General features: G+C 72.7%; 24 protein-coding genes. 16 read left to right on the forward strand and 8 right to left on the reverse strand.

Annotated features, from left to right (window positions below; all coding sequences use genetic code 11):
- Nucleotides 1-34 precede the first annotated feature (34 nt).
- The 7 genes from ACYU8V_RS20000 to tsaD are packed head-to-tail and all read left to right on the forward strand — an operon-like array spanning nt 35 to nt 6,780.
- On the forward strand, nt 35-1,429 hold the full coding sequence (locus ACYU8V_RS20000; protein ID WP_460849873.1) for an NAD(P)H-hydrate dehydratase: 1,395 nt from the start codon (nt 35-37) through the stop codon (nt 1,427-1,429).
- Nucleotides 1,426-2,601 (forward strand): alanine racemase, encoded by a 1,176-nt coding sequence (gene alr / locus ACYU8V_RS20005; protein ID WP_460849875.1) that lies wholly within the window; start codon nt 1,426-1,428, stop codon nt 2,599-2,601. The genes ACYU8V_RS20000 and alr overlap by 4 nt, the downstream gene beginning before the upstream one ends.
- A complete protein-coding gene (locus ACYU8V_RS20010; RefSeq protein ID WP_460849876.1) occupies nt 2,598-3,677 on the forward strand; it encodes an alpha/beta fold hydrolase in 1,080 nt (359 codons plus the stop codon). The genes alr and ACYU8V_RS20010 overlap by 4 nt, the downstream gene beginning before the upstream one ends.
- Nucleotides 3,674-4,618: a tRNA (adenosine(37)-N6)-threonylcarbamoyltransferase complex ATPase subunit type 1 TsaE gene (gene tsaE / locus ACYU8V_RS20015; protein ID WP_460849878.1), complete on the forward strand. Its 945-nt coding sequence runs from the start codon at nt 3,674-3,676 to the stop codon at nt 4,616-4,618. The genes ACYU8V_RS20010 and tsaE overlap by 4 nt, the downstream gene beginning before the upstream one ends.
- Before the next feature lie 10 nt (nt 4,619-4,628).
- Entirely contained in the window at nt 4,629-5,264 is a 636-nt protein-coding gene (gene tsaB, locus ACYU8V_RS20020; protein ID WP_460849880.1) for a tRNA (adenosine(37)-N6)-threonylcarbamoyltransferase complex dimerization subunit type 1 TsaB, read from the forward strand.
- The gene (gene rimI, locus ACYU8V_RS20025) at nt 5,261-5,719 is read left to right on the forward strand and encodes a ribosomal protein S18-alanine N-acetyltransferase (RefSeq protein WP_460849882.1); all 459 of its coding nucleotides are present in this window, start codon (nt 5,261-5,263) and stop codon (nt 5,717-5,719) included. The genes tsaB and rimI overlap by 4 nt, the downstream gene beginning before the upstream one ends.
- Nucleotides 5,716-6,780 carry a tRNA (adenosine(37)-N6)-threonylcarbamoyltransferase complex transferase subunit TsaD gene (gene tsaD / locus ACYU8V_RS20030; protein WP_460849883.1) on the forward strand — a complete coding sequence of 355 codons (1,065 nt, stop codon included), beginning with the start codon at nt 5,716-5,718 and terminating at the stop codon, nt 6,778-6,780. Before rimI ends, tsaD begins: the two co-directional genes overlap by 4 nt.
- 95 nt (nt 6,781-6,875) lie before the next feature.
- On the opposite strand, the gene ACYU8V_RS20035 is transcribed toward tsaD, so the two are convergent.
- Entirely contained in the window at nt 6,876-7,040 is a 165-nt protein-coding gene (locus tag ACYU8V_RS20035; protein WP_460849884.1) for a hypothetical protein, read from the reverse strand.
- Between the two features lie 114 nt (nt 7,041-7,154).
- On the opposite strand from ACYU8V_RS20035, the gene ACYU8V_RS20040 reads away from it, so the two are divergent.
- Nucleotides 7,155-7,892 (forward strand): class I SAM-dependent methyltransferase, encoded by a 738-nt coding sequence (locus ACYU8V_RS20040; protein ID WP_460849885.1) that lies wholly within the window; start codon nt 7,155-7,157, stop codon nt 7,890-7,892.
- Nucleotides 7,893-7,919: 27 nt separating this feature from the next.
- Here ACYU8V_RS20040 and ACYU8V_RS20045 read toward each other — a convergent pair whose 3' ends face one another.
- Entirely contained in the window at nt 7,920-10,037 is a 2,118-nt protein-coding gene (locus tag ACYU8V_RS20045; protein ID WP_460849886.1) for an MMPL family transporter, read from the reverse strand.
- A 111-nt stretch (nt 10,038-10,148) separates the two neighbouring features.
- Nucleotides 10,149-11,333: a THUMP-like domain-containing protein gene (locus tag ACYU8V_RS20050; protein WP_460849888.1), complete on the reverse strand. Its 1,185-nt coding sequence runs from the start codon at nt 11,331-11,333 to the stop codon at nt 10,149-10,151.
- Between the two features lie 207 nt (nt 11,334-11,540).
- Between ACYU8V_RS20050 and groES the strand changes: the two genes are divergently transcribed.
- A complete protein-coding gene (gene groES, locus ACYU8V_RS20055) occupies nt 11,541-11,834 on the forward strand; it encodes a co-chaperone GroES (protein ID WP_460849890.1) in 294 nt (97 codons plus the stop codon).
- Between the two features lie 78 nt (nt 11,835-11,912).
- Nucleotides 11,913-13,535, forward strand: coding sequence for a chaperonin GroEL (groL, locus tag ACYU8V_RS20060; RefSeq protein WP_460849892.1), 1,623 nt, complete (start codon nt 11,913-11,915; stop codon nt 13,533-13,535).
- Between the two features lie 271 nt (nt 13,536-13,806).
- Here groL and zwf read toward each other — a convergent pair whose 3' ends face one another.
- A complete protein-coding gene (gene zwf, locus ACYU8V_RS20065) occupies nt 13,807-15,240 on the reverse strand; it encodes a glucose-6-phosphate dehydrogenase (RefSeq protein WP_460849893.1) in 1,434 nt (477 codons plus the stop codon).
- A 93-nt stretch (nt 15,241-15,333) separates the two neighbouring features.
- Between zwf and ACYU8V_RS20070 the strand changes: the two genes are divergently transcribed.
- Complete coding sequence (locus ACYU8V_RS20070) at nt 15,334-16,203, forward strand: GNAT family N-acetyltransferase (protein WP_460849895.1); 870 nt, start codon at nt 15,334-15,336, stop codon at nt 16,201-16,203.
- Here ACYU8V_RS20070 and ACYU8V_RS20075 read toward each other — a convergent pair whose 3' ends face one another.
- The gene (locus ACYU8V_RS20075) at nt 16,204-16,746 is read right to left on the reverse strand and encodes a hypothetical protein (RefSeq protein WP_460849896.1); all 543 of its coding nucleotides are present in this window, start codon (nt 16,744-16,746) and stop codon (nt 16,204-16,206) included. It lies immediately after the preceding gene.
- Between the two features lie 167 nt (nt 16,747-16,913).
- Between ACYU8V_RS20075 and guaB the strand changes: the two genes are divergently transcribed.
- The 3 genes from guaB (at nt 16,914) to ACYU8V_RS20090 (ending at nt 19,373) form a co-directional block, all read left to right on the forward strand.
- Nucleotides 16,914-18,419, forward strand: a complete 1,506-nt coding sequence (gene guaB, locus ACYU8V_RS20080) for an IMP dehydrogenase (protein ID WP_460849899.1) — start codon at nt 16,914-16,916, stop codon at nt 18,417-18,419.
- 91 nt (nt 18,420-18,510) lie between these two features.
- Complete coding sequence (locus ACYU8V_RS20085; RefSeq protein WP_460849900.1) at nt 18,511-18,960, forward strand: hypothetical protein; 450 nt, start codon at nt 18,511-18,513, stop codon at nt 18,958-18,960.
- Nucleotides 18,961-19,010: 50 nt separating this feature from the next.
- A complete protein-coding gene (locus ACYU8V_RS20090; protein WP_460849901.1) occupies nt 19,011-19,373 on the forward strand; it encodes an RNA-binding S4 domain-containing protein in 363 nt (120 codons plus the stop codon).
- On the opposite strand, the gene ACYU8V_RS20095 is transcribed toward ACYU8V_RS20090, so the two are convergent.
- A complete protein-coding gene (locus ACYU8V_RS20095) occupies nt 19,370-19,693 on the reverse strand; it encodes a hypothetical protein (protein ID WP_460849903.1) in 324 nt (107 codons plus the stop codon). The two genes, ACYU8V_RS20090 and ACYU8V_RS20095, sit on opposite strands and share 4 nt — an antisense overlap.
- A 223-nt stretch (nt 19,694-19,916) precedes the next feature.
- Between ACYU8V_RS20095 and ACYU8V_RS20100 the strand changes: the two genes are divergently transcribed.
- Nucleotides 19,917-21,035 carry a GuaB3 family IMP dehydrogenase-related protein gene (locus tag ACYU8V_RS20100; protein WP_460849904.1) on the forward strand — a complete coding sequence of 373 codons (1,119 nt, stop codon included), beginning with the start codon at nt 19,917-19,919 and terminating at the stop codon, nt 21,033-21,035.
- A gap of 55 nt (nt 21,036-21,090) precedes the next feature.
- Nucleotides 21,091-21,891: a hypothetical protein gene (locus ACYU8V_RS20105; protein WP_460849905.1), complete on the forward strand. Its 801-nt coding sequence runs from the start codon at nt 21,091-21,093 to the stop codon at nt 21,889-21,891.
- Between the two features lie 9 nt (nt 21,892-21,900).
- Here the strand turns inward: ACYU8V_RS20105 and ACYU8V_RS20110 are convergent, their stop codons facing one another.
- Nucleotides 21,901-22,572, reverse strand: coding sequence for a response regulator transcription factor (locus ACYU8V_RS20110; RefSeq protein ID WP_460849906.1), 672 nt, complete (start codon nt 22,570-22,572; stop codon nt 21,901-21,903).
- Nucleotides 22,569-23,834: a sensor histidine kinase gene (locus tag ACYU8V_RS20115; RefSeq protein WP_460849907.1), complete on the reverse strand. Its 1,266-nt coding sequence runs from the start codon at nt 23,832-23,834 to the stop codon at nt 22,569-22,571. The genes ACYU8V_RS20110 and ACYU8V_RS20115 overlap by 4 nt, the downstream gene beginning before the upstream one ends.
- Nucleotides 23,835-23,904 lie beyond the last annotated feature (70 nt).

Consider the following 23,904-nt stretch of genomic DNA (forward strand, 5'->3'; position numbering starts at 1 on the left):
GCAAGGAGCGAGCCGGGGCACTACCGTGGGACGGGTGATCCGCGCGTACACGGTCGAGCAGGTCCGGGCGGCGGAGGCCGAGCTGATGGCGCGCGTGCCCGAGGGCACGCTGATGCAGCGGGCGGCGGCCGGGCTCGCCGCTGCGATCGCCGACCTCCTCGGGGGCGTGTCCGGGCGGCGGATCGTGCTGCTCGTCGGCAGCGGCGACAACGGCGGCGACGCGCTGTACGCCGGTGCGCGGCTCGCGCGCCGCGGTGCCCGCGTGGAGGCATGGCTGCTCTCGTCCGGCGCCCACGAGGCAGGAGTCGCCGAGCTGCGGGCCGCCGGCGGCCGGATCATCGACGAGCCGCCCCGGCAGCGCCCCGACCTGGTCGTGGACGGCATCGTCGGGATCGGCGGCCGCCCGGGCCTGCGCCCCGTCGCCCAACTGGCCCTCGACGCGCTCGCGGGCGTCCCCGTGGTCGCCGTCGACGTCCCGTCCGGCGTCGGTGTCGACGACGGCAGCGCGTCCGCCCCCCACGTGACGGCCGACCTCACCGTCACCTTCGGCACCCACAAGGTCGCCCACCTGGTCGACCCCGCCGCGCGCGCCTGCGGCGCCGTCCAGCTGGTCGACATCGGTCTCGACCTCCCGACCAGCGCCGCCGTCGAGGCGCTGCAGCCCGACGACGTCGCCCGTCTCCTGCCCCGGCCGACCCCCGACGCCCACAAGTACACCCGCGGTGTCGTCGGCGTCCGGGCCGGCTCCACGACCTACCCCGGCGCGGCCCTGCTCAGCGTCGCCGGCGCGAGCTGCGGCCTCGCCGGCATGGTGCGGTACGTCGGCGACGCGGCCCCCGCCGCGCTGATCCACGGCCGGCACCCCGAGGTGGTCGGGGCCGGCCGGGTGCAGGCCTGGGTCGTCGGCTCCGGCAGCGCCGGCACGGCCGATCGGCACCTCGCCGAGGCGATCGCGGACAACGTGCCGCTGGTCGTCGATGCCGACGCGATCCGCCACGCCGACCAGGTCCGCGGACGGTTCGCGGTGCTCACCCCGCACGCCGGCGAGCTGGCCGAGCTGATCGGTGTCCCACGTGACGACATCGAGGCCGCGCCCCTGTTCCACGCGCGCCGCACCGCCCAGGAGTACGCCGCCGTGGTGCTCCTCAAGGGCCGGCGCACGATCACCGCGCACCCCGACGGCCGGGTCCGCGTCACGACCAGCGGCACCCCGTGGCTGGCCACCGCCGGAGCCGGCGACGTGCTCGGTGGCCTGATCGGCGCCCTCCTCGCCGCCGGCCTCGACCCGTACGACGCCGCCTCGGCCGGCTCCTGGCTGCACGGCGCCGCCGCCACCCTCGCCACCGACGCCGGACCGATCGTGGCGGGCGACGTCGCCCGGGCCCTCCCGCGCCTCATCGGCCGCGTCCTGGGAGAATCGACCCCATGACCGCGCCCGCCGACGCCCGCCCGGGCCTGGGCCCCGGCCGGATCGAGGTCGACCTCGGCGCCATCCGGCACAACGCCGAGGTCCTGCGCGCCACCACCGGAGTGGCCCTGATCGCGGTGGTCAAGGCGGACGGCTACGGGCACGGCATGGTCGCCTCGGCCCGGGCCGCGAAGCAGGGCGGCGCCGAGTGGCTGGCCACGGCCACGCCGGAGGAGGCGGTCGCGCTCCGGCGGGCCGGCCTGGGCGGCCCGATCCTGTGCTGGCTGACGGTCCCCGACACCGACCTCACCCCCGCGATCGAGGCGGGCGTCGACCTCACCGCCTACAGCACCGACGAGCTCGAGGCGATCGCGGCCGCGGCGCCCGACGGAACGACGCCCCGGGTCCAGCTCAAGGTCGACACCGGCCTGTCCCGCGGCGGCGCACCCCGGAGCGCCTGGCCAGAGCTGTTCGCCCACGCAGCAGCAGGGGAACAGCAGACCCGCTGGCGGATCACCGGCATCTGGTCGCACCTCGCCTCCTCCGACGAGCCGGACGACCCCGCCAACGACGAGCAGGAGAAGCGCTTCCGTGAGGCGCTCGACGAGGCCGCGCAGGCGGGCCTGACGCCCGAGATCCGCCACCTGGCCAACTCCGCGGCCGCGATCCTGCGCCCGAGCGCCCGCTTCGACGCCGTCCGGTGCGGGATCGCGCTCTACGGCCTGGACCCCGCGCCCGGCCACACCCCGGACCTCGGTCTGGTCCCCGCCATGACCGCCCGCGCCCAGCTGGCGATGGTCAAGGACCTCGCGCCCGGCGATGCCGTGTCCTACGGCCGGATCTGGATCGCCGACCACGCCACCACGGTCGGGCTGGTCCCGGTCGGGTACGGCGACGGCATCCCGCGCCACGCCTCCTCCCCGGACCCCGCCACCAGCGCCCAGGTGGGTGTCGGGGACAAGTTCCGGCCGATCCGCGGGCGGGTCTGCATGGACCAGTTCGTGGTGGACCTGGGCGGCGACCGGCCGGCCCCGGGCAGCGACGTACTCCTCTTCGGGCCGCCGTCCCTCGGTGGCCCGACCGCCCAGGACTGGGCGGAGGCGTGCGGCACCATCAACTACGAGATCGTCACGAGGATCGGAGGGCGGATGGCCCGCACCTACGTCGACTCCGAGCCGATGGAGAAGCCATGAGCACCCGCAATCGCATCCTCGGCTCCGTCGCCGGCGCGCTCGGCATCGCCGCGGCCGGTACGGCGATCAGCATCGCCCGCCAGCAGCGCCAGATCAGCCACCGGGCCGGTGAGCGGGTGCCCTTCGGCACGCTGCACTCGGACCCGATCATGGTGATGGCCGACGACGGCGTACCCCTGCACGTGGAGATCGACGAGGTCGCGCCGCCCACCGGAGGACGGTTCTTCGGCAAGAAGCCGCTCGGCGGGGTGACGATCGTCTTCGTCCACGGCTACTGCCTCAACCTCGACTGCTGGCACTTCCAGCGGGCGGCGTACCGCAATCTGGTGCGCGCGGTCTACTACGACCAGCGCTCGCACGGCCGCTCCGGCGACAGCAGCCGCGAGAACTGCACCATCGACCAGCTCGGCCGCGACCTCAAGGCCGTGATCGAGACGGCCGCCCCCGACGGCCCGGTGGTACTCGTGGGTCACTCCATGGGCGGCATGTCGATCGTGGCGCTCGCCGAGCAGTTCCCGGAGATGATCGGCACGAAGGTGATCGGCGCCGGCCTGATCTCGACCACCGCCGGCGGTCTCGACGTCGGCCGGATCCTGCTGCCGATGGTCCCGGCCCGGCTCGGGATGCCGTTCGCCAGCGGCGCGATCCGCACCCTCCACCTGGGCCACCGTGCCGTCGACGTGCTCCGCCGCCTGGGCAGCAACGTCGCGACGGTGGTGACCGACACCTTCGCGTTCGGCGACGAGGTGCCCTACGGGTACGTCGAGTTCGTCGACTCCATGCTCGCCGCGACCCCGTTCGAGACGGTCGCGGAGTTCTTCCCGAACTTCGCCTCGCTCGACAAGTTCGACTTCGTCGAGCACCTCGGCGTGATCCCGACCTCCATCATCTGCGGCACCAAGGATCGGCTGACCTCGATCGGCCACTCCCGCAAGCTGCACTCGCGGATCCCCGGCTCCAACCTGCTCGAGTGCGACGGCGCGGGCCACATGGTGATCCTCGAGCGGCACGAGCTGGTCAACGCCGAGCTCGACCAGCTGATCACGGCCGCGACCGAGGGGGCCGCGCGCCGGTGACCCAGACCGTCCCCGGGGTCGTCGTCGAGGTGGTCGGACCCGCATCGGCCGTCGACGTCCTCGCCGTCGTCCAGGCCGCCTTCGCCGCGCGCCCGCCCCTCGATCCGCCCGCCGACGCGCTGGCGGAGACCGAGGTGACCATGGCCGGGCACCTCACCTCCGACGGCGGCCTGCTCGCCAGCGTCGACGGCCGGCCGGTCGGCGCCCTGGTCTTCGACCGGGTGCCCGGCGAGGACGCCCTGTACCTGCGGCGGGTCGGCGTCGTCCCGGGCGCGCAGGGCCACGGCGTCGCGCACGCGATGGTCGCGGCCGCCCTGCGCGAGGCCGAGGCCCGGGGTGTCGAGCGCGTGTCGCTGCTCGCCCGCGAGGAGCTGCCCGCCACGATCGCCTTCTGGCGCGACGCGGGGTTCACCGAGACCCACCGGAGCTCGCCCTACGTCCACTTCGCGCGTCGTACGCCGCAGCGGGTCGAGGTGCCGACCGCGGACGCGATGCGCGACCTCGGCATCCGCCTCGCCGCGCAGCTGCGGGCCGGCGACGTGCTGGTGCTCAGCGGTGAGCTGGGGGCCGGCAAGACGACGTTCACCCAGGGCCTGGGCGCCGGCCTGGGCGTGCGCGGCGGCGTCACCTCGCCCACCTTCGTGATCGCCCGCGTGCACCCGAGCCTCGCCGCGGGTCCCGCCCTGGTGCACGTCGACGCCTACCGGCTGGGCGGTGCCCCCGAGCTCGACGACCTCGACCTGGACGCCGACCTCGACCAGGCCGTCACCGTCGTGGAGTGGGGGAGCGGACTCGCCGAGGCGCTGAGCGACTCCCCGCTGGAGATCCGCATCGAGCGGGCCGTCGCCGCACCCGACCTCGACCCGGAGGACGACCCCCGGGTCGTCACCCTCGAGCCGATCGGCCCGTCCTGGTTGGGCCGCCCGCGGCTCCTGGCCTAACCTTCGCCACGTGCTCCTCGCCCTCGACACCGCCTCTCCGACGGTCGCCGTGGGCCTGTACGACGGCACCTCCGTGCTCGCCGACCTCGTCTCCGAGCAGGCCATGCGCCACGGCGAGGCCCTCGCCCCGCTGATCGAGGCCGCGCTCGCGGCGGGCGGGATCACCCCCGCCGACCTGACCGGCATCGCCGTCGGTGTCGGCCCCGGCCCGTTCACCGGCCTGCGCGTCGGGCTGGTCACCGCCCGCACGCTCGGCCTGGTCCTCGGCCTGGAGGTGCACGGCGTCTGCTCGCTGGACGTCCTCGCCGCCGAGGCCGTGGCGACGGGCGCGGTCACCGGCCCGTTCACGGTCGCCACCGACGCGCGCCGCAAGGAGGTCTACCTGGCGGCGTACGACGCGGCGGGCCGGCGTACCTCCGGACCCGCGGTGGAGCGCCCGGCCGCCGTCGCCACCCACGGCCCGGTCGTGGGGGAGGGCGCGCTGCTCTACCCCGAGGCCTTCCCGCACCCGGTCGGCCCGGCCCGGCCGTCGGGCGCCTGGGTCGCGCGTGCCGTCGCCGACGGGCTCGCCGAGGTGCTGCCCCCCGATCCGCTCTACCTGCGCCGACCGGACGCCGAGATCCCGCGCGCGCCGAAGCCTGCATGACCGCCACCGTCCGCACGGCCGTTCCCGACGACCTCGCCGCGATCGTCGCCTCCGAGGCTGCCGGCTTCCCCGAGGACCCCTGGGGCGAGGGCCTGGTCGGCGAGGGCGTGGCCGGGCTGCTGCCGACGATCGCCTACCTGGTGCTGGAGCAGGACGGTGAGGTGGTCGGCCACGCCGTGGTCAGCGTCGCGGCCGAGGACGCCGAGCTGCAGCGCATCGCCGTCGACACCGCGCACCGCGGCCGCGGGCTGGGCCGGCGGCTGCTCGACGGCTGCCTGGCCGACGCCGCCCGGCGCGGCGCGGAGCGGCTGATCCTCGAGGTGCGCGAGACCAACGCCCCCGCGCTGGCCCTGTACGCCGCCGCCGGCTTCACCGAGCTGGGTCGGCGCGAGCGCTACTACCGTGACGGGTCGACCGCCGTCGTACTCTCCCGATCCCTGGAGGTCACCCCATGACCGACGAGCCCCTGGTCCTCGGCATCGAGACCTCCTGCGACGAGACCGGCGTCGGCATCGTCCGCGGTCACACCCTGCTGGCCGACGCCGTCGCGAGCAGCGTCGAGGAGCACGCCCGCTTCGGCGGCGTGGTGCCCGAGGTCGCCAGCCGGGCGCACCTGGAGGCGATGGTCCCGACCATCCAGCGGGCCTGCGCGACTGCCGGCATCGCGCTGGGCGACGTCGATGCGATCGCGGTCACCCACGGCCCCGGCCTCGCCGGTGCCCTGCTGGTCGGCGTCGCGAGCGCCAAGGCGCTCGCGCTGGGCCTCGGCAAGCCGCTGTACGGCGTCAACCACCTCGCCGCCCACGTCGCGGTCGACCAGCTCGAGCACGGGGCGCTGCCCGAGCCCAGCCTCGCGCTGCTGGTCTCCGGCGGTCACTCCAGCCTGCTGCGGGTCACCGACATCACCGGAGGCGGCCCGGGCGGCAGCGGTGTCGACCCGCTCGGCGCGACCATCGACGACGCGGCGGGGGAGGCCTTCGACAAGGTGGCGCGACTGCTCGGGCTGCCGTTCCCCGGCGGGCCGCACATCGACCGCGCGGCGCGCGAGGGCCGGATCACCATCGACTTCCCCCGCGGGCTGTCGACGCGCAAGGACCTGGAGCGGCACCGCTTCGACTTCTCGTTCTCCGGGCTCAAGACCGCGGTCGCGCGCTGGGTCGAGGCCCGCGAGCGCTCCGGCGAGCCGGTCCCGGTGGCCGACGTCGCGGCGTCCTTCCAGGAGGCCGTGTGCGACGTACTGGTGCGCAAGGCCCTCGACGCCGCCGCGAGCGAGGGCATCGAGGACCTGATGATCGGCGGCGGCGTGGCGGCCAACTCGCGGCTGCGAGCGCTGGCCGAGGAGCGGGCCGCGAAAGTCGGCGTACGCATCCGGGTGCCGCGGCCCGGGCTGTGCACCGACAACGGCGCCATGGTGGCCGCGCTGGGGTCCGCGATGGTGGCCCGCGGGCGTACGCCGAGCCCGCTGGACCTCCCGGCCGACTCCAGCCTGCCGGTCACCGACGTGCTGGCCGGCTGATCCCCGCTAGCCCTGCTCCGCGGGGCGCCGCCTCCGCCGCAGCGGCTGCAGCACCAGGCTGGAGACCACGGCGCCGATCGAGGACAGCCACAGGCTCATCGCCGCACCGCCAGGTAGGCGGCCACGATCAACAGGATGATGCCGAGGGCGGCGGCGATGGGGAGATCGCTGCTGCGGCCCGCGCGGTGGTGTGCGGACACCGAGGGTCGCTCATCGCGCAGCGGCTCCGTGGCGCGATGCTTCGAGGTCGTGGTGCTCATCGAGTGCTCCTTGTCCGAGACGGTCACCAGTCCAGACGCAGCGGAACCCGCGAACATCACGCGATTTCCCGGACTTCTGCGTCGTTGTAGAAGTCCGCTGCCAGACTCGGACGGATGAGGGCACTCCTGAGGCGGCTGCCGGGCCACCGGGTCTGGATGCTGCTGAGGATGTGGGTCGACGGCGGCGAGCAACGGGAGGCCGCGGTGGCGCTCGCCCTGCGCCCCCGCAACCTGTTCCAGCCGTTCACCACCACAGCGAGGGATCGGTACCCGGAGGAGCTGGCGTGCATGCGCGACGCCCTCGCCGACGTACCCCCGGACCGGCTGCGGCTGCTGTCCTTCGGCTGCGCGTCCGGCGAGGAGCTGCTGACGCTGCACGAGCAGTTCCCGCAGGCCCGGATCACCGGGATCGACGTGAACCCGTTGGCGCTGCGCACGGCCCGCCGGCGCATCGACGAGGCGGCTGCGGGCGCGTGGATCCGGCTGGTCCGGGCGGGTGACGCGCTGGGGGAGGAGCCGGCGGCGTACGACGCCGTCCTGGCCTTCGCGGTGCTGCGCCACGGCGGGCTCAACGACGCCCCGCCGACCTGCGCGCCGATGCTGCGCTTCGACGACTTCGAGCGGACCGTCGAGGGTCTGTGCCGGGCGGTCCGGCCGGGTGGGATCCTCGCGATCCGGCACGCCAACTTCCGGTTCACCGACTGCTCGGTCGCGGCCGGCTTCGAGCCGGTGCGGACCGGCTTCCCGTCGGTCTCCGCGATCGGGCCGACGCCGGTCTACGGCCGCCACGACGAGCTGCTCGACGTGGCCCTCCGCGACGACGGCCTCTACCGCAGGCTCCGTCGTACCTGACGATCAGGTACGACGGAGCCGGGCGGGTCAGGCCTTCTTCTCGTCCCCGTGCCCGGGCCACCAGGCGGCGTGCCCGACGAGCGCGGTGAGGGCGGGGGTGAAGAACATCGCCATGATGAACGCCGCGGTGAAGATGCCGAACGAGAGCGCGAAGCCCATCGACACGATCAGCGAGTTGCCGCCGAGCATCAGCGAGGCGAAGGTGCCGGCCAGGATGACGCCGGCGGCCGCGATCGTCGGGCCGGCGTGCTTGACCGCCTCGGCGGCCGCCTCGCGGGGCTCGCGCCCCTCCTGCGCCTCCTCGCGCAACCGGGCGATCATCAAGATGTTGTAGTCGGTGCCGAGGGCGACCACGAACAGGTAGATGTAGATCGGCAGCATGAAGATCAGGCCGTCGTCGCCCTTGATGTGCTGGATCACCAGGACCGTCGCGCCGAGCGAGGCGAGGAAGCCCAGGCCGACCGAGACCATGAGGTACCACGGCGCGACCAGCGAGCGCAGCAGCAGCGCCAGGATCAGCAGGATGATCGCCGCGGCGACCGGGAACACGACCTTGTAGTCGCGCACCATCGCCGCGTCGATGTCCACGAAGACCGAGGTCGTCCCGCCGACGTACGCCGTCGCACCGATCTGCTGCGCGGCCGCGTGCGCCTCGGAGCGGATGGGTCCCTTGACCGCGGCGGCTGCCGCGTCCGAGCCGGGGGCGTCCTTGAGCACGGTGGCGATCACGACGGTCGTGCCGTCGGAGGAGATCGGGCCGATCGGGGCGGCGGCGCTGACGCCCTCGGTCCGGCCGAGGTCGCCCGCGAACGCTCCGACCTGGGCGTCGGTGAGCTTGTTGCCCGACGACTTCAGCACCACCAGCGCCGGGTCGGTCGCACCCGCCGAGAAGTGGGACTGGATCACCGCGTCGGCCTTGGACGACTCGAGGTCCTTGGGCTGGCTGGAGGTGAAGTCGAAGGAGGGGTGGAAGCCGAGCGAGAACACCGCGAGAACGACCAGGATCAGGCCGGAGCCGGCAGCGAACAGCGCGGGGCGCCGGCCCAGGGCGTCGCCCACCTTCGCGAACCGCGCGCCCTCGGACTCGACGCGCCACTTCTTCGAGGGCCAGAACAGCGCCCGGCCGAGCAGGGTGACGATCGCCGGGACCAGCGTGAGCGCGGCGACCAGGGTCACCGCGACGGCGATCGCGAGCGCCGGGCCGATGGCCTTGAAGATCCCGAGCGAGGACAGGATCAGCGCACTGAACGCCACGATCACCGCGCCGCCGGCCGAGGCGATGGCCTCGCCGGCGCGCTCCATGGCCGTCACGATCGAGGTCTTGACGTCCTCGCCGAGCCGGAGCCGCTCACGGTGCCGGAAGATCAGGAACAGGATGTAGTCGGTCCCGATCCCGTAGAGGACCACGATCAGGATGACCTCCAGCGAGGAGTCCGCCTGCAGGTTGAACGCCTCGTTGGCCCAGCCGATGAGGCCGGTCGCGACCTGGGACACCAGGCCGACGACGAGGATCGGCAGCAGGCAGATGATCACGCTGCGGAAGATGATCGCGAGCAGCAGCACGATGAGGACCACGGTCGCGATGCCGACGATGGCCAGCGTCTTGGCGCTGGAGTTCTGCGAGTCGAGCTGCTGGGCGGCCGGGCCGCCGACGTACAGGGTGAGATCGGTGCCCTGGGTGAGCTTCGCGGCGTCGTCGCGCAGGGTCTGGGCGTCGTCCATCGCCGTCTTGTCGTACGCCGTCCGGTCCTTGGTGATGCCGAACGCCGCCTTGGCGGCGACCTTGTCCGGGGACGGCTGCGCGACCGCGGCGGCCGGGGCCAGCTTCTGGAAGGTGCCCGGCAGCTCGGCGTTGAGGTCGCGCACGATCGAGCTGGCCTTGGTCAGGTCCTGCGGCGTCAGCGCGGCGCCGTCGCTGCGCGAGAACGCGAGCGTCGCTCCGGTCTGGGTGCTGAACTGCGGGAACTCGGCCGCCATGGTGTTCGCGGCCTTGATCGACTCGTACTTGGCGGGCAGGAACGAGGACTGGTCGGTCGTTGACTTCAGGCCGGGAGCGAAGGCGATCACCAGACCGGCCAACAGGATCCAGGCACCGACGACGTACCAGGGGCGACGGGAGACGAAGCGTCCTAGGGCAGCGAACATGCAGCGGAATCTACGACCTCGATGCTTGTCAGTCGCATGCTTTTCGTCATGGGCCCGCGGTGACCTGGGCCACGAGCGGAGCGGGACGGGCGGAGGGCGGGTACGCCGCCGTCACGCCGGGCGGATCGGCTCGACCAGAAGGCAGGTGCCCTCGCCGGCCACCCGCGTCAGCACGATCGTCGCCTCGTCGTCGCCGGCCAGCGCGAGCCGCTTGCGCAGCTGCTCGGGGGAGACGTCGACGCCGCGCTTCTTGATCGTGATCCGGCCGATGCCGCGCTCGCGCAGGGCCGCCCGCAGCGGCTTCTCGCGGTAGGGCAGCTCGGTGATGACCCGGTAGCCGCGGGCGAACGGCGTCGTGAAGGGCTGGTCCGAGGTCACGTAGGCGATCTTCGGGTCGACCAGGGCCCCGCCCACGCCGGCGGCGACCGCGGTGACCAGGCCGGCCCGGATGACGGCGCCGTCGGGCTCGTAGAGGAAGCCGCCGATCGCCCGCACCCCGACCGCGTCGGGGCCGGGGTCGTCCTCGTCGTCCAGCGTGGCAAGGCCGCCGTCGAGGATGACGGTGGCGCGGCGGGCGGCCGTCGCCGTACGCCCCGACCACAGGGCCGCCTCCTTGACCTCGCCGCCGTCGCTGACCCACTCCGCCTCGACGCCGTCGGGGATCAGGTCGTGCGGGATGCCGGGCGCGACCTTGACGCAGGCGTCGCGCGCAAGGAGCTGCTGGACCCAGGCCCACGGCGGCGTCCAGTCGTCGACGTGGAAGCTGCGGCCCGCGCCGGTACGCCGCGCGGGGTCGGCGAACGCGAGGCCGAAGGGCGTGTGGTCGACGGTCGTGGCGTCGGCGACCGCCACCGCGCCGGGCAGCCCGAGCGCGGCCAGGTTGGCCTCGGCCATCGCCACCCGCAGCGGGTCCAGGTCCACGCCCGCGCAGACGATGCCGGCGCGGGCCGCCGCGACCAGGTCGCCGCCGATGCCGCAGCCCAGGTCGATCAGGGTCTCGGCGCCGAAGGCGCGCATCCGGGCCGCCCGGTGCTCCGAGACGCGGAGCCGCGTCGCCTGCTCGAGCGCGTCGCGGGTGAAGTACATCCGTCCCGCGAGGTCGCCCAGCTTCGCGGCGGCGTGGGCGCGCAGCTCCACCTGGGTGAGCACCGTGGCGGCCTGCTCCGCCGTCGTCGTACGCCGCAGCAGGGACTGGACCTGCAGCTCGGACCCACCCTCGCCCACCGCGTCCGTGGCGGACGCGAGCGCGGCCTGGCCGTCGTCGGTCAGCAGCCAGGCGAAGGTAGTGAGGTCCACGGCCCGATCCTCTCAGGATCGGAGCCCGGACCGGAGTCGGCCCGCTCTGGCACTCGTCCCAGGTGAGTGCTAACGTCTGAGTTGGCACTCTCCACCGGAGTCTGCCAATGCCTGCGGCCGGAGTGCGGCACCCGCGACGACGCCCTCTGCGTGCGCAGGCGAAGACGTGAATTGCCACATCAACCATGTGAAGGGGAGGTCGACACCGTGTCGATCAACATCAAGCCTCTCGAGGACCGCATCGTCGTCAAGCAGGTCGAGGCCGAGCAGACCACCGCTTCCGGCCTCGTCATCCCGGACACCGCCAAGGAGAAGCCCCAGGAGGGCGAGGTCCTGGCCGTCGGCCCGGGCCGCATCGACGACAACGGCAACCGGGTCCCGCTCGACGTCGCGGTGGGTGACAAGGTCATCTACAGCAAGTACGGCGGCACCGAGGTCAAGTACTCGGGCGAGGAGTTCCTGATCCTGAGCGCGCGCGACATCCTCGCGGTCGTTTCCTGATTTCCATCGAGTCGTGAGTGTCAGCGTGACCCCCGGGTCACGCTGACACTCACGACTCGTTCTCGTTAAGGAGAAAGCATGGCTAAGATCCTCGAGTTCGACGAGAAGGCTCGTCGCTCGCTCGAGCGCGGTGTCGACGCGCTCGCGAACGCCGTCAAGGTGACGCTCGGCCCCAAGGGCCGCTACGTCGTCCTCGACAAGAAGTGGGGCGCCCCCACGATCACCAACGACGGCGTGACCGTCGCGCGTGACATCGAGCTGGACGACCCGTTCGAGAACCTCGGGGCGCAGCTCACCAAGGAGGTCGCGACCAAGACCAACGACGTCGCCGGTGACGGTACGACGACCGCGACGGTCCTGGCCCAGGCGATGGTCCACGAGGGCCTGCGCGCCGTCGCGGCCGGCTCGAACCCGATGGGCATCAAGCGCGGCATGGACAAGGCCGCCCAGGCCGTCTCCGAGGCGCTGCTGAAGTCGGCTCGCGAGGTCGACTCCAAGGAGGACATGGCCTCCGTCGCCACGATCTCCAGCCGCGACGCCCACATCGGCGCGCTGCTGGCCGACGCCTTCGACAAGGTCGGCAAGGACGGTGTCATCACCGTCGAGGAGTCCAACACCATGGGCACCGAGCTGGAGTTCACCGAGGGCATGCAGTTCGACAAGGGCTACATCTCGGCGTACTTCGTGACCGACCCGGAGCGCATGGAGGCCGTCCTCGACGACCCCTACATCCTGCTCAACCAGGGCAAGATCTCCTCGATCCAGGACCTGCTCCCGGTGCTGGAGAAGGTCATGGCGACCGGCAAGCCCCTGTTCATCCTGGCCGAGGACGTCGAGGGCGAGGCGCTCTCGACCCTGGTCGTGAACAAGATCCGCGGCACCTTCAACGCGGTCGCCGCCAAGCAGCCCGCGTTCGGCGACCGCCGCAAGGCGATCCTGCAGGACATCGCGATCCTGACCGGTGGCCAGGTCATCAGCCCCGAGGTCGGCCTCAAGCTGGACCAGGTCGAGCTGGAGTCCCTGGGCCGCGCCCGCCGCGTGGTGGTCACCAAGGACAGCACCACGATCGTCGACGGAGCGGGCGACAGCGCGCAGGTCGAGGGCCGGGTCAACCAGATCAAGAAGGAGATCGAGGCCTCCGACTCCGACTGGGACACCGAGAAGCTGCAGGAGCGCCTGGCCAAGCTGGCCGGCGGCGTCTGCGTGATCAAGGTCGGCGCCGCCACCGAGGTCGAGCTCAAGGAGAAGAAGCACCGCATCGAGGACGCCGTCTCCGCGACGCGTGCCGCGATCGAGGAGGGCATCGTCCCCGGCGGTGGCTCCGCGCTCATCCACGCCGTCTCGGTGCTCGAGGGTGACCTCGGGCTCGAGGGCGACGAGGCCGCCGGCGTACGCATCGTGCGCAAGGCCGCCGACGAGCCGCTGCGCTGGATCGCCGAGAACGGTGGCGAGAACGGCTACGTCATCACCTCCAAGGTGCGCGAGGCCGGCCCGGGCGTCGGCTACAACGCCGCGACGGGCGAGTACGGCGACCTGGTCGCCCAGGGCGTCCTCGACCCGGTCAAGGTCACCCGCTCGGCGCTCGTCAACGCGACCTCCATCGCCGCGATGCTGCTCACGACCGAGACCCTGATCGTGGAGAAGCCCGAGGAGGAGACCGAGGCCGCGGCCGCCGGTCACGGCCACGGGCACGGTCACTGACCGATCGCTCCGAGCGCCCCGTCTGCCCCGGCAGGCGGGGCGCTCTGCGTTTCTCGCGGTCCGGTCAGTGGCTCAGTTGTAGTGGACCCACGGGGTCCAGTGGTACGGCGACGGGAGGTAGTCGTCGGTCGTCACCGTGTCCGTGATCTCGTGGTAGGTGTCGCCCTTGACGTTCACGCGAACGCGGGGCGGGCGATCGATGCACCAGCGCGGGATGTTCGCGACGATGATCGGGTAGAGGCCCCCGACGCCGAAACGACGGCCCGCTCGCTCAGCTCCGGCCGAGCCGCCATCCGCCGGTGGGCAGCGCGAGTGCGTCCTCCGGCCCCCAGGAGCCCTTGGCGTAGGGCTGCACCCGCGGCCGGTGGTCGAGCACCGGCTGGCAGATCTCCCAGAGCCGCTCGACCTCGCGCGCGCCGATGAACAGCGTCCGGTCGCCGCGCATCACGTCGAGCAGCAGCCGCTCGTAGGCCTCCAACGGGCCCGCGTCGGGTGCGTCGCACAGCAGGTCCAGCCGGAACACCGCCTCGACCAGGGCCATGTCCGGCCCCGGCCGCTTCGCCCGTACGTCGATCGCGATCCGCGGCTCGTCGCTGAGCTCGATGACCAGCTCGTTGGGCTCCGAGCGGGTCGCGTGCGCCGGCTTGAGCCATTGGTGCCGCGGGTCGCTGAACCGGATGGTGATGGTCCGCTGGCCGGCGGCGAGCGCCTTGCCGGTGCGCAGGTAGAACGGCACGCCGCGCCACCGGTCGTTGTCGATCCACGCCTCGATCGCGACGAAGGTCTCGACCTCGGAGTCCGGCGCGACGTCGGGCTCGTCGCGGTAGCCGTCGTACTGGCCGAAGACGACGCGCTGCGGGTCCAGCGGCCGTACGGCGGCGAAGGCCGCCGCCTTCGCCGCGCGGATCGCGCCCTCCCGGAACGCGTGCGGGTCCTCGATCGCGACGAAGCCCAGCAGCTGGCACAGGTGCGTGGTGACCATGTCGCGCAGGCAGCCGGTGCCCTCGTAGAACGCGCCGCGCCCCTCGATGGTCAGCTTCTCCGGCACGTCGATCTGCACCGACTCGATGCTGTGCCGGTTCCACGCGGGCTCGAACAGGCCGTTGGCGAAGCGCAGCGCGAGCAGGTTCTGCACGGCCTCCTTGCCGATGAAGTGGTCGATCCGGAAGACCTGCTCCTCCTCGAACACCGCGCCGAGCGTGGCGTCCAGCTCGCGCGCCGTCGCCAGGTCGGTGCCGAACGGCTTCTCGCAGACCAGGCGCGCCCGCTCCGCCAGCCCCTCCTGGGCCAGCATGCCGACCATCGCGGGCACGGCCGACGGGGGCACGGACAGGTACAGCAGGCGGCGTACGTCGCCCAGCGTCAGCCCCGCGTCGATGGCGAGCCGGTCCTCGGCCCGGTGCACGGCGTCGGCGAGCGCGGAGCCGTCGTCGTCGGAGGAGGCGACGAACGAGATCCGCTCGAGCAGGCGGTCGGCGACGACGTCGTCGAGGTCGCCGACGAACTCCTCGAGCGACTCGCGGACGTGCGCGCGGAAGTCGTCGTCGGAGCCGGGGGACCGGCGCCCGCTGCCGATGACGGCGACGTGCTCGGGCAGCCGCTTGGCCAGCGCGAGGCGGTACAGCCCGGGGAACAGCTTGCGGGCGGCGAGGTCGCCGGTCGCGCCGAACAGGACGAGGACGTGGGGAGGGAGGTCTGCGGCCATGTCTCCAGCCTGCCCGTCCCGTCAAGGTCGGCCGCAACACGGGAGCGACGGCGACGCAACCTCCGCGACATGTGCCCGGCGCACCATCGGTGCATGTTGTGGAGAGTCCGTGCCAAGCTGCCCGACCGCCCGGGCGTCCTCGCCCTGCTGGCGTCCGCCTGCGGACGGGCGGAGGGCAACATCGTGGCGCTGCACGTCTTCCGGGACCGCGGATCGGTGACCGACGAGCTGGTGATCGACCTGCGCGACGAGGCGGGCCTGCCCGCGATCACGGCGATGGTCGCCGAGGCCGGTGGCGAGCTGGTCTCGGCCGCGCCCTGCTCGGCTGCGGCGGCCGACGACCAGCCGACCCGCTACGTGCGGGCGGCCGAGCAGATCCTCAGCCAGCCCACCGCGTTCCCCGAGATCGCGGCGGAGCTCTTCGACGCCCGGGTCGCGGTGGACGACCCGGCCGCGGACGTCCTGGAGATGGTGGTCGGCGACAGCGCCACCCTGCAGATCCGGCGTGCGGTCCCCTTCACGGCGGTCGAGCGCGAGCGCGCGGCGGCGCTCGCCGACCTGGTGGGCCGGGCGCTGGAGGCACGGGTCCCCGTCCCCTCGCGCACCTTCGGCTCCGCGCTCGAGTACGTCGCCGACGGCGCAACGATCTCGGCGCTGGCCGGCGGGCTGGTCGCCGGTCGGGCGACGTACGAGGTGCCCGATGCCGGGCCCTGGCCGGTCGACATCTGGGTGGACCCGGCGTGGCAGCGGCGCGGCATCGGCACCCGCCTGCTCACCGAGATCGCCCGCGCGGCCAGGTCCCGCGACGCGGCCGAGATCGTGCTGCTCGCGCCGGGCGACTCCCGCGCGGTCCTGCCGATGGTGCTGGCCGCCGGCCTGCGCGGCCGGATCCGGGTCGCCGAGGGCACCCTCACCGTGCGGATCTCGCTGGCCGAGCTGCGAGCGTCCGCGCCGGCGGGCTGATCAGCCGCGCCGCACCCAGGGCGTCCAGTGGTAGCGGGTCGGCAGCCGGTCGAAGACGGTGCCGGTCTCGAACACCGACTCCACGTTGACCCGGACCCGCGGCGGCCGGGCGATGCAACGGTTCGGGATCGAGATCCAGACGGTCGCCGGCATCGAGGACCCGTAGTGGGCGGCGCCGCTGCACCCGGGGCGGCCGAGCGGACCGCCCGACTCGTCGCTGGCCCACTTGTTCGCGTGCGCCATCCCCCACTGCTCGACCTCGCCGTAGATCCCGACGAACCAGTCCGGGTAGCCGTGACCGGCGGTGTCGAGGTAGACGTGGAAGTGGTCGCTGAAGTAGCCCTCGGAGCCGGAGACGATCCGGATCGTCAGGGCGCGTGGACCGTAGGTGACCTTGACCCTGCCGATCTGGTCGTGGCCGCCGGGCTGGTCGACGGTGTCGATGAAGGTGCGGGTCTGCGCCATGGCGGGCGCCGCAGTGACCGTGGGGGCCAGGGCGGCTGCTGCCACGACGACGCCTGCGATCGAGTTCCTGAGCTTCATGAGGGCGCTCCGCGGGTTGAAGGGATCGTCACCCGTCGTGCTGCCCGGGTGGCCGGTGGCCGAAACGGCAGGCGGGCTGCCCGGGTCGCGGTCAGGGGGCGTTTCCCCGCCTAGATCACACCCCGGTCGGTTCGTTCAGCCGGGTGTGCGCGCCGTAGGATCTCTGCATGGATGAGGTTCCCGCGAAGTTCGCCCCGCTCGGTCTCACCTACGACGATGTGCTGCTGCTGCCGGGTCATTCCGACTTCGCGCCGGACGAGATCGACACCACCGCGCGGCTGACCCGCGAGATCTCGATCAAGGCGCCGCTCATCAGTGCCGCGATGGACACCGTGACCGAGTCGCGGATGGCCATCGCGATGGCCCGCCAGGGCGGCATCGGCATCCTGCACCGCAACCTCTCCGCCGACGAGCAGGCCTATCAGGTCGACCTCGTCAAGCGCACCCAGACCGGCATCATCTCCAACCCGGTCACCATCGGGCCCGATGCGACGCTGGAGGATCTGGACCGCATCTGCGGTGAGTACCGGGTGTCCGGCCTGCCCGTCGTCGACACCGACAACCGGCTGATCGGCATCATCACCAACCGCGACCTGCGGTTCACCCCCGTCGCGGAGTGGAGCACCACCAAGGTCGACGAGGTGATGACGCCGATGCCGCTGATCACCGGCCACGCCGGGATCTCCCGCGAGGACGCCACGCTGCTGCTGCGTCAGCACAAGCGCGAGCGCCTGCCGCTGGTCGACGACGCCGGCCGGCTCGCCGGTCTCATCACGGTCAAGGACTTCGTCAAGGGCGAGCAGTTCCCCAACGCGTCCCAGGACGCTGACGGCCGGCTCATGGTGGGCGCCGCGATCGGCTACTTCGGCGACGCCTGGGACCGCGCCACGATGCTCATCGAGGCCGGTGTCGACGTGCTCGTCGCGGACACCGCGCACGGCAACGTCCGGATGCTGCTCGACATGGTGGCGAAGCTCAAGAGCGACCCCGCGACCAAGCACGTCCAGGTGATCGGCGGCAACGTCGCCACCCGCGAGGGCGCGCAGGCCTTCATCGACGCAGGATCCGACGCGATCAAGGTCGGCGTGGGCCCCGGCTCCATCTGCACGACCCGCGTCGTCACCGGCGTCGGCGTCCCGCAGATCACCGCTGTCTACGAGGCCTCCCTCGCCGCCGGCCCCGCCGGCGTACCCGTCATCGCCGACGGTGGCATGAAGCACTCCGGTGAGATCGCGAAGGCCCTCGTCGCGGGCGCCGACGCGGTCATGGTCGGCTCGATGCTCGCCGGCACCGAGGAGTCGCCGGGCGAGATCGTGTTCCACAACGGCAAGCAGTACAAGGCCTACCGCGGCATGGGCTCGCTGGGCGCCATGTCGAGCCGCGGGAAGAAGTCCTACTCCAAGGACCGCTACTTCCAGGCCGAGGTCACCAGCGACGACAAGATCGTGCCGGAGGGCATCGAGGGCCGCGTGGCCTACAAGGGCCCGCTGGCCACCGTCGCCCACCAGCTCCTCGGCGGCCTCAACCAGTCGATGTTCTACATCGGTGCGCGCAACATCCCCGAGCTGAAGGAGAAGGGCCGGTTCGTCCGGATCACCTCCGCCTCGCTCAAGGAGAGCCACCCGCACGGCGTCGAGATGACCGTGGAGGCCCCGAACTACTCCGGTCGCTGAACTACTCCGGTCGCTGACCGCGGCCCCTCCTGCTCCGGTCGCATGGCCGGTGGCGGGTCGGGTACCGCCCCGTCGGCGAGAGGAGCCGACGATGAGTCTCAACGAGTGGTTCGGAGAGTGGAACGACCCCGGCTGGATCGCGGTCTACGTGATCGTGGCGCTGCTGGTCCTCGGTGCGCTGCTGACGGCCGGGCGGAGGAAGAAGCACGACCGCGACCGGCAGCGCGCGGAGTCCCTCCGCGCCGAGGCGCGGGGCGACGAGCCGATGCTGGCCCGCCGCGAGGCGGAGGCCCGACGGCTGGAGGCCGAGTCGCAGGAGGCCCGCGCCGAGGCGGACCGGCGCGAGGCGATGGCGCGCTCGCAGCGCGAGAAGCTCGACAGCCAGCGCGCGGCGTACGCCGACCGGATGCAGGAGGCCGACCGGATCGACCCCGACGTCAAGACCGGCAAGAACGGCGAGCGGTTGGACACGAGCGACACGGCCGACACGACCCGCGGCGACACTGCGCGCGATCCTGAGCGGCACGACGTCAGTCACTGAGCTCCGGCGTACCGCCACCGGCGTATCGTCCCTGCTGCAGGAGGGGCGATATGTCGGTGCGTGTGGATGCCTGGTGCTGGGCGGTGCGGCTCTACAAGAGCCGCTCGCAGGCGACCGCTGGCGTCAAGGCCGGCCACGTGCGCATCAACGGCGCTCGCGCGAAGCCGTCGCAGCCGGTGAGGGTCGGCGACGAGGTGCGGGTGTTCACCGACCGCGAGCACATCGTCGTGGTCAAGGAACTGCTCGCTAAGCGGGTCGGCGCGCCGCTGGCGGTGCTCGCCTACGAGGACCGCACGCCCGCGCTGCCGCCCAAGGAGGCGCGACCCGCGCCGGTGTTCCAGCGCGAGCGCGGCGCCGGCCGGCCCACCAAGCGTGATCGCCGGGTCCTCGATCGGCTGCGCGACCCCCGTTAGGCGAAGGCCGCCCTGCTCTTCGCGCGCTCGCCGTGGATGGTCGCGACCGTGAAGATGGCGACCAGGGGTGCCTCCAGGCAGATCGCGAGGAGCGCTGCGCCGAGGACGGCTCCGCGGGGGCTGGTCCACACGTCGAACCAGGCATCGACGGCGAACATCACCGCACAGATGCCGGTGAAGATCGTCGTCGATCGGTGGTGCCGCCAGGAGGCGAACGCCGCGAGCGCGACCATCGACCACTCGAGCAGGTCGAACCCCAGCCACGCGACGTCGTAGTGGCGCGTCGTCACCTGCGAGGTGATGGACGTCGAGAGGTACACGATCCAACCGAGGAACCCGACGGCGACGCACAGGGCGAACCACGTGATCCATCGAGGCAGGCGCGCGGGGATCCTCACACCTGTCCATCGGCGCGTACGGAACGGTCCTGAGCCGGCCATCGAGGACGCCCGTCCTCGAGCCGGATCAGGCCACTCGCCGGTGCCGAGAAGTGAAAGCTGTTCTCGTTCCGAGGTCGGGAGTGTGTGTCGATAGGATCCCGGGGTGAGTGAGATCGAGATCGGCCGTGCCAAGCGGGCCCGCCGCGCCTACTCCTTCGACGACATCGCGATCGTGCCGTCACGGCGCACGCGCGACCCGGAGGAGGTCTCGACGGACTGGCAGATCGACGCCTACCGCTTCGAGCTGCCGATCCTGGCGGCGCCGATGGACTCGGTGATGTCGCCGGAGACCGCCGTCGCGTTCGGCCGGCACGGCGGCCTGGGCGTCTTGAACCTCGAGGGCCTCTGGACGCGGTACGACGACCCGACGCCCCTCCTCGCGGAGGTCGCCGAGCTCGAGGGCGTCGAGGCGACCCGCCGGCTGCAGGAGATCTACACCGAGCCGATCCGTGCCGAGCTGATCACCGAGCGGCTGCGGTTCGTCCGCGACGCCGGCGTGACGGTGGCCGGCTCGCTGAGCCCGCAGCGGACCAAGGAGTTCGCCAAGACCGTCGTGGACGCGGGCGTCGACATGTTCGTCATCCGCGGCACCACGGTGTCGGCCGAGCACGTCTCCAGCCAGGCCGAGCCGCTGAACCTCAAGGAGTTCATCTACGAGCTCGACGTGCCCGTCATCGTCGGCGGCTGCGCCACCCACCAGGCCGCGCTGCACCTGATGCGCACCGGCGCCGCCGGCGTGCTGGTCGGGTTCGGCGGGGGCGCCGCGCACACCACGCGGACGGTGCTGGGCATCGCCGTACCCATGGCGTCGGCGGTCGCCGACGTCGCCGCCGCCCGCCGCGACTACCTCGACGAGTCCGGCGGCCGCTACGTCCACGTCATCGCCGACGGCTCCATCGGCACCTCGGGGGACCTCGCCAAGGCGATCGCCTGCGGCGCCGACGCGGTCATGGTGGGCTCGCCGTTCGCCCGCGCGACCGACGCCCCCGGCCACGGCTTCCACTGGGGCACCGAGGCCCACCACGCCGACCTGCCGCGCGGCCGGCGGGTGCAGTTCGAGCAGGTCGGCACCCTCGAGGAGATCCTGTTCGGCCCGTCCCGGGTCGCCGACGGCACGATGAACCTGGTCGGCGCGCTGAAGCGCTCGATGGCCACCACGGGCTACACCGAGCTCAAGGAGTTCCAGCGGGTCGAGGTCGTGGAGTCGGGCTCCGGCTGCTGAGGCGCGTTCACCGAATCAGGTCCGGCACGCCGATCGCAGCACTTACGCTTCCGTCGTGCTGGATGACTGGGGGCGGTTGACGGACCGTGGCAGGGCGATCTACGCCTCCACGGCGACCGCCCTCGTCGTCGCAGACCTCGCGATCCTGCTGACGGTGCACCTGTCGCGATCCTCGGACCTTCCGACGGCGAGGCTCATCGGGCAGGTCCTACCAGGAGGCATCGTCCCGCCGGTGGCCGTCTTCTTCGTGGCGTCGCGGATGACGGGTCAACGCTGGCCGGTGTGGACGCTCGCCGGAGCGTCGGTCGGGATCACCGCGCTGTGGTACTGCTTCGCCTCCGTCCTTCCCGGCTTGGTCGATGGGGCCCGTGCAGAGGTCAGCGGTCAGGCCGACTACCGGATCGTGCTGCCAGCGCAGGTCGGGCCCTGGGCACGAGCGAAGATCCCACCCGCGAAGGAGAGGCAGCTGCGCATGTCCGCGGGAAGGCTCGACCTGGAGCGCGACGGACTCCATCCGCAGATCGGTGTCTACACCGTCCACGGACGTTCTACCGTCGTACTCTTCGGAGTCAACCTGGCCGGTGGCTCTCTGGCCGAGGCTCGTCACAGCACCTCCGAAGCTGCGCGAGAGATGATGCGCGGTGCCGAGGTGGACCAGCCGTCGTCGGTCGATGCCGGTCACCTCGGTGGCTCGATGTCATGCGGCATTGCGCCCCCAGCCATCGCCCGGGGGTATCGCGTGTGCGTCTGGAGCGACGCGTCGACGATGGGAATGGTCTTCGTTCCTGCCGGGAGCGACGACCGAGCACGAGCGGTGGCGCTGCAGTTCCGTGAAGGTGCGACCAAGACGTCCTGACCGCAGCTGTCAGCCGGCCAGCCCGTGGTCGTAGGCGTACACGATGGCGGCGGGGCGGTCCCGCAGACCGAGCTTGCTGAAGATCCGGCCCACGTGGCTCTTCACGGTGAGCTCGGAGATGAACAGGTCGCCGGCGATCTCGCCGTTGGTGCGGCCGGCCGCGATGGCGCGGAGCACCTCGACCTCCCGGTCGGTGAGCGCGTCGACGGCGGGGGTGGGGCGCGCGACCGGCGTCGAGCGGTACGCCGCCAGCACCCGCCCGGTCACGGCCGGGTCCAGCCACGAGCCGCCCGCGGCCACGGTGCGCACGGCCCGGATCAGGTCGTCGGCGGGGGAGTCCTTGAGCAGGAACCCGGCCGCGCCCGCACGGAGCGCGCCGGACAGCAGCTCGTCGTCGTCGAAGGTGGTGAGGACGAGCGCGGGCGGCGGGTCAGCCCGCTGCTGCAGCGTCTCGATCGCGGAGATGCCGTCGACCTCGCGCATCCGCAGGTCCATCAGCACCACGTCGATCGCAGACCCGAGCTCGTCCACGACCGAGGGCAGCGCGGCGCCGTCCGCGCACTCCGCGAGGATCTCGAAGCCGTCGCGGCGGCGCAGGATCCGGCGCAGCCCCGAGCGGACCAGCTCCTGGTCGTCGACCAGCACCACACCGACCGGGCCGACGGCGCCGACCGGCGTCACTGCGCCTCCGCCGGTACGCCGGTGAGCAGGTCGACCGGGCACCGCAGGCCGCCGCGGCCGACGGGCAGCCGCAGGTCGACGGTCCAGCCGTCGTCGCGCCCTCCGACCGACAGCGTCGCCCCGAGCTGCTCGGCGCGGGTGTGCATCCCGGCCAGCCCCGAGCCGACGCCGGGCCGACGCCCGGCCGGGGCGGGGTTGCGCACCGACAGCCGCACCTGGCGGTCCGAGACCGCGACCCGCATCGACACCGGCGCACCGGGCGCGTGCTTGACCGCGTTGCTCAGCGACTCCTGGGCGATCCGGAACAACCCGAGGCCGGTCGGCTCCGGCAGCCGGGACAGGTCGCCGCGCTCCTCGTAGGCGACCACGAGACCGGCCGCGCGGAACTGGTCGACCAGCCCGGCGATCCCGGTGGCATCCGGCAGCGGCGTCAGGGGACTCGGCCCCGACGCCAGCGTGCTGACGGTCGCCCGGATGTCGGTCATCGCCTGCCGGCCCACCGCCTCCGCGTCGGCGAGCGCGGCGTCGACCTCGCCCGCGGTCTGGGCGACATCGGCGGGCGATGCGGCCGCGCCGAGGTCGCGCAGCGCGTGCCGGGCACCGGTCAGGTGCAGCATCGTCACGCTCAGCGAGTGCGCGACGAGGTCGTGGATGTCGCGGGCGATCCGCTGCCGCTCGGCCATCGTGGCCTGCTGCCAGGCCTGCTCGCGCGCGATCCGCTCGGCCGCGAGGGCACGGCCCTGCCACAGGATCATCGCGCCGACGACGTACCCCAGCAGCAGGGTGAGCAGCTGGAACGGCAGCACGGCCGGGTCGGTGAGCGCGGCGTGGACCGACAGCACGGTGGCGCAGACGAGCGCGACGGCCGTGCCGGGGCGGACCCCGTCGCGGCCGGTGGACTCGCCGGTGACGCACATCAGCAGCACCGGGACGGCGTCCAGTCCGGGGAGGTGGGTGCTGGTCGGGGTCGCGAGCAGGAGCGCGGCACCGGTGACCGGGCCGAGGACGTCGACGTACCAGGGGAGCCAGACGCCGAAGCCGAGCTGGATCGCCCCGGCGGCCGGGACCAGCACCAGCACCACCGACAGCGGGTTCAGCGGCCACAGGGCGTCGCGCATGCTCAGCGCCACCACCGCGCAGACGAAGGTCGCGACCGACGTCAGCACCGGGACGTACCACGGGTAGGAGATGCCGTGGGCGAGGCAGTGCGTCTCGATGCGGCGCTTCCACCGCGTGCCCATCGCCAGGCCCCTGTCCAGCATGACGACAGCGTAGGTCCGCCCGCAGGCGGTCGGCATCCTTCCGTGGAGGGCGTCCGATCTCCTCCCACGG

Source organism: Nocardioides ultimimeridianus, from assembly GCF_054777895.1.

Bases quoted from the DNA above. Each gene is read 5' to 3' on its own strand.
- alr (WP_460849875.1), top strand. From the start codon at position 1,426: ATGACCGCGCCCGCCGACGCCCGCCCGGGCCTGGGCCCCGGCCGGATC.
- ACYU8V_RS20010 (WP_460849876.1), top strand. From the start codon at position 2,598: ATGAGCACCCGCAATCGCATCCTCGGCTCCGTCGCCGGCGCGCTCGGC.
- rimI (WP_460849882.1), top strand. From the start codon at position 5,261: ATGACCGCCACCGTCCGCACGGCCGTTCCCGACGACCTCGCCGCGATC.
- tsaD (WP_460849883.1), top strand. From the start codon at position 5,716: ATGACCGACGAGCCCCTGGTCCTCGGCATCGAGACCTCCTGCGACGAG.
- ACYU8V_RS20035 (WP_460849884.1), bottom strand. From the start codon at position 7,040: ATGAGCACCACGACCTCGAAGCATCGCGCCACGGAGCCGCTGCGCGAT.
- ACYU8V_RS20040 (WP_460849885.1), top strand. From the start codon at position 7,155: ATGAGGGCACTCCTGAGGCGGCTGCCGGGCCACCGGGTCTGGATGCTG.
- ACYU8V_RS20045 (WP_460849886.1), bottom strand. From the start codon at position 10,037: ATGTTCGCTGCCCTAGGACGCTTCGTCTCCCGTCGCCCCTGGTACGTC.
- groL (WP_460849892.1), top strand. From the start codon at position 11,913: ATGGCTAAGATCCTCGAGTTCGACGAGAAGGCTCGTCGCTCGCTCGAG.
- zwf (WP_460849893.1), bottom strand. From the start codon at position 15,240: ATGGCCGCAGACCTCCCTCCCCACGTCCTCGTCCTGTTCGGCGCGACC.
- ACYU8V_RS20070 (WP_460849895.1), top strand. From the start codon at position 15,334: ATGTTGTGGAGAGTCCGTGCCAAGCTGCCCGACCGCCCGGGCGTCCTC.
- ACYU8V_RS20075 (WP_460849896.1), bottom strand. From the start codon at position 16,746: ATGAAGCTCAGGAACTCGATCGCAGGCGTCGTCGTGGCAGCAGCCGCC.
- guaB (WP_460849899.1), top strand. From the start codon at position 16,914: ATGGATGAGGTTCCCGCGAAGTTCGCCCCGCTCGGTCTCACCTACGAC.
- ACYU8V_RS20085 (WP_460849900.1), top strand. From the start codon at position 18,511: ATGAGTCTCAACGAGTGGTTCGGAGAGTGGAACGACCCCGGCTGGATC.
- ACYU8V_RS20090 (WP_460849901.1), top strand. From the start codon at position 19,011: ATGTCGGTGCGTGTGGATGCCTGGTGCTGGGCGGTGCGGCTCTACAAG.
- ACYU8V_RS20115 (WP_460849907.1), bottom strand. From the start codon at position 23,834: ATGCTGGACAGGGGCCTGGCGATGGGCACGCGGTGGAAGCGCCGCATC.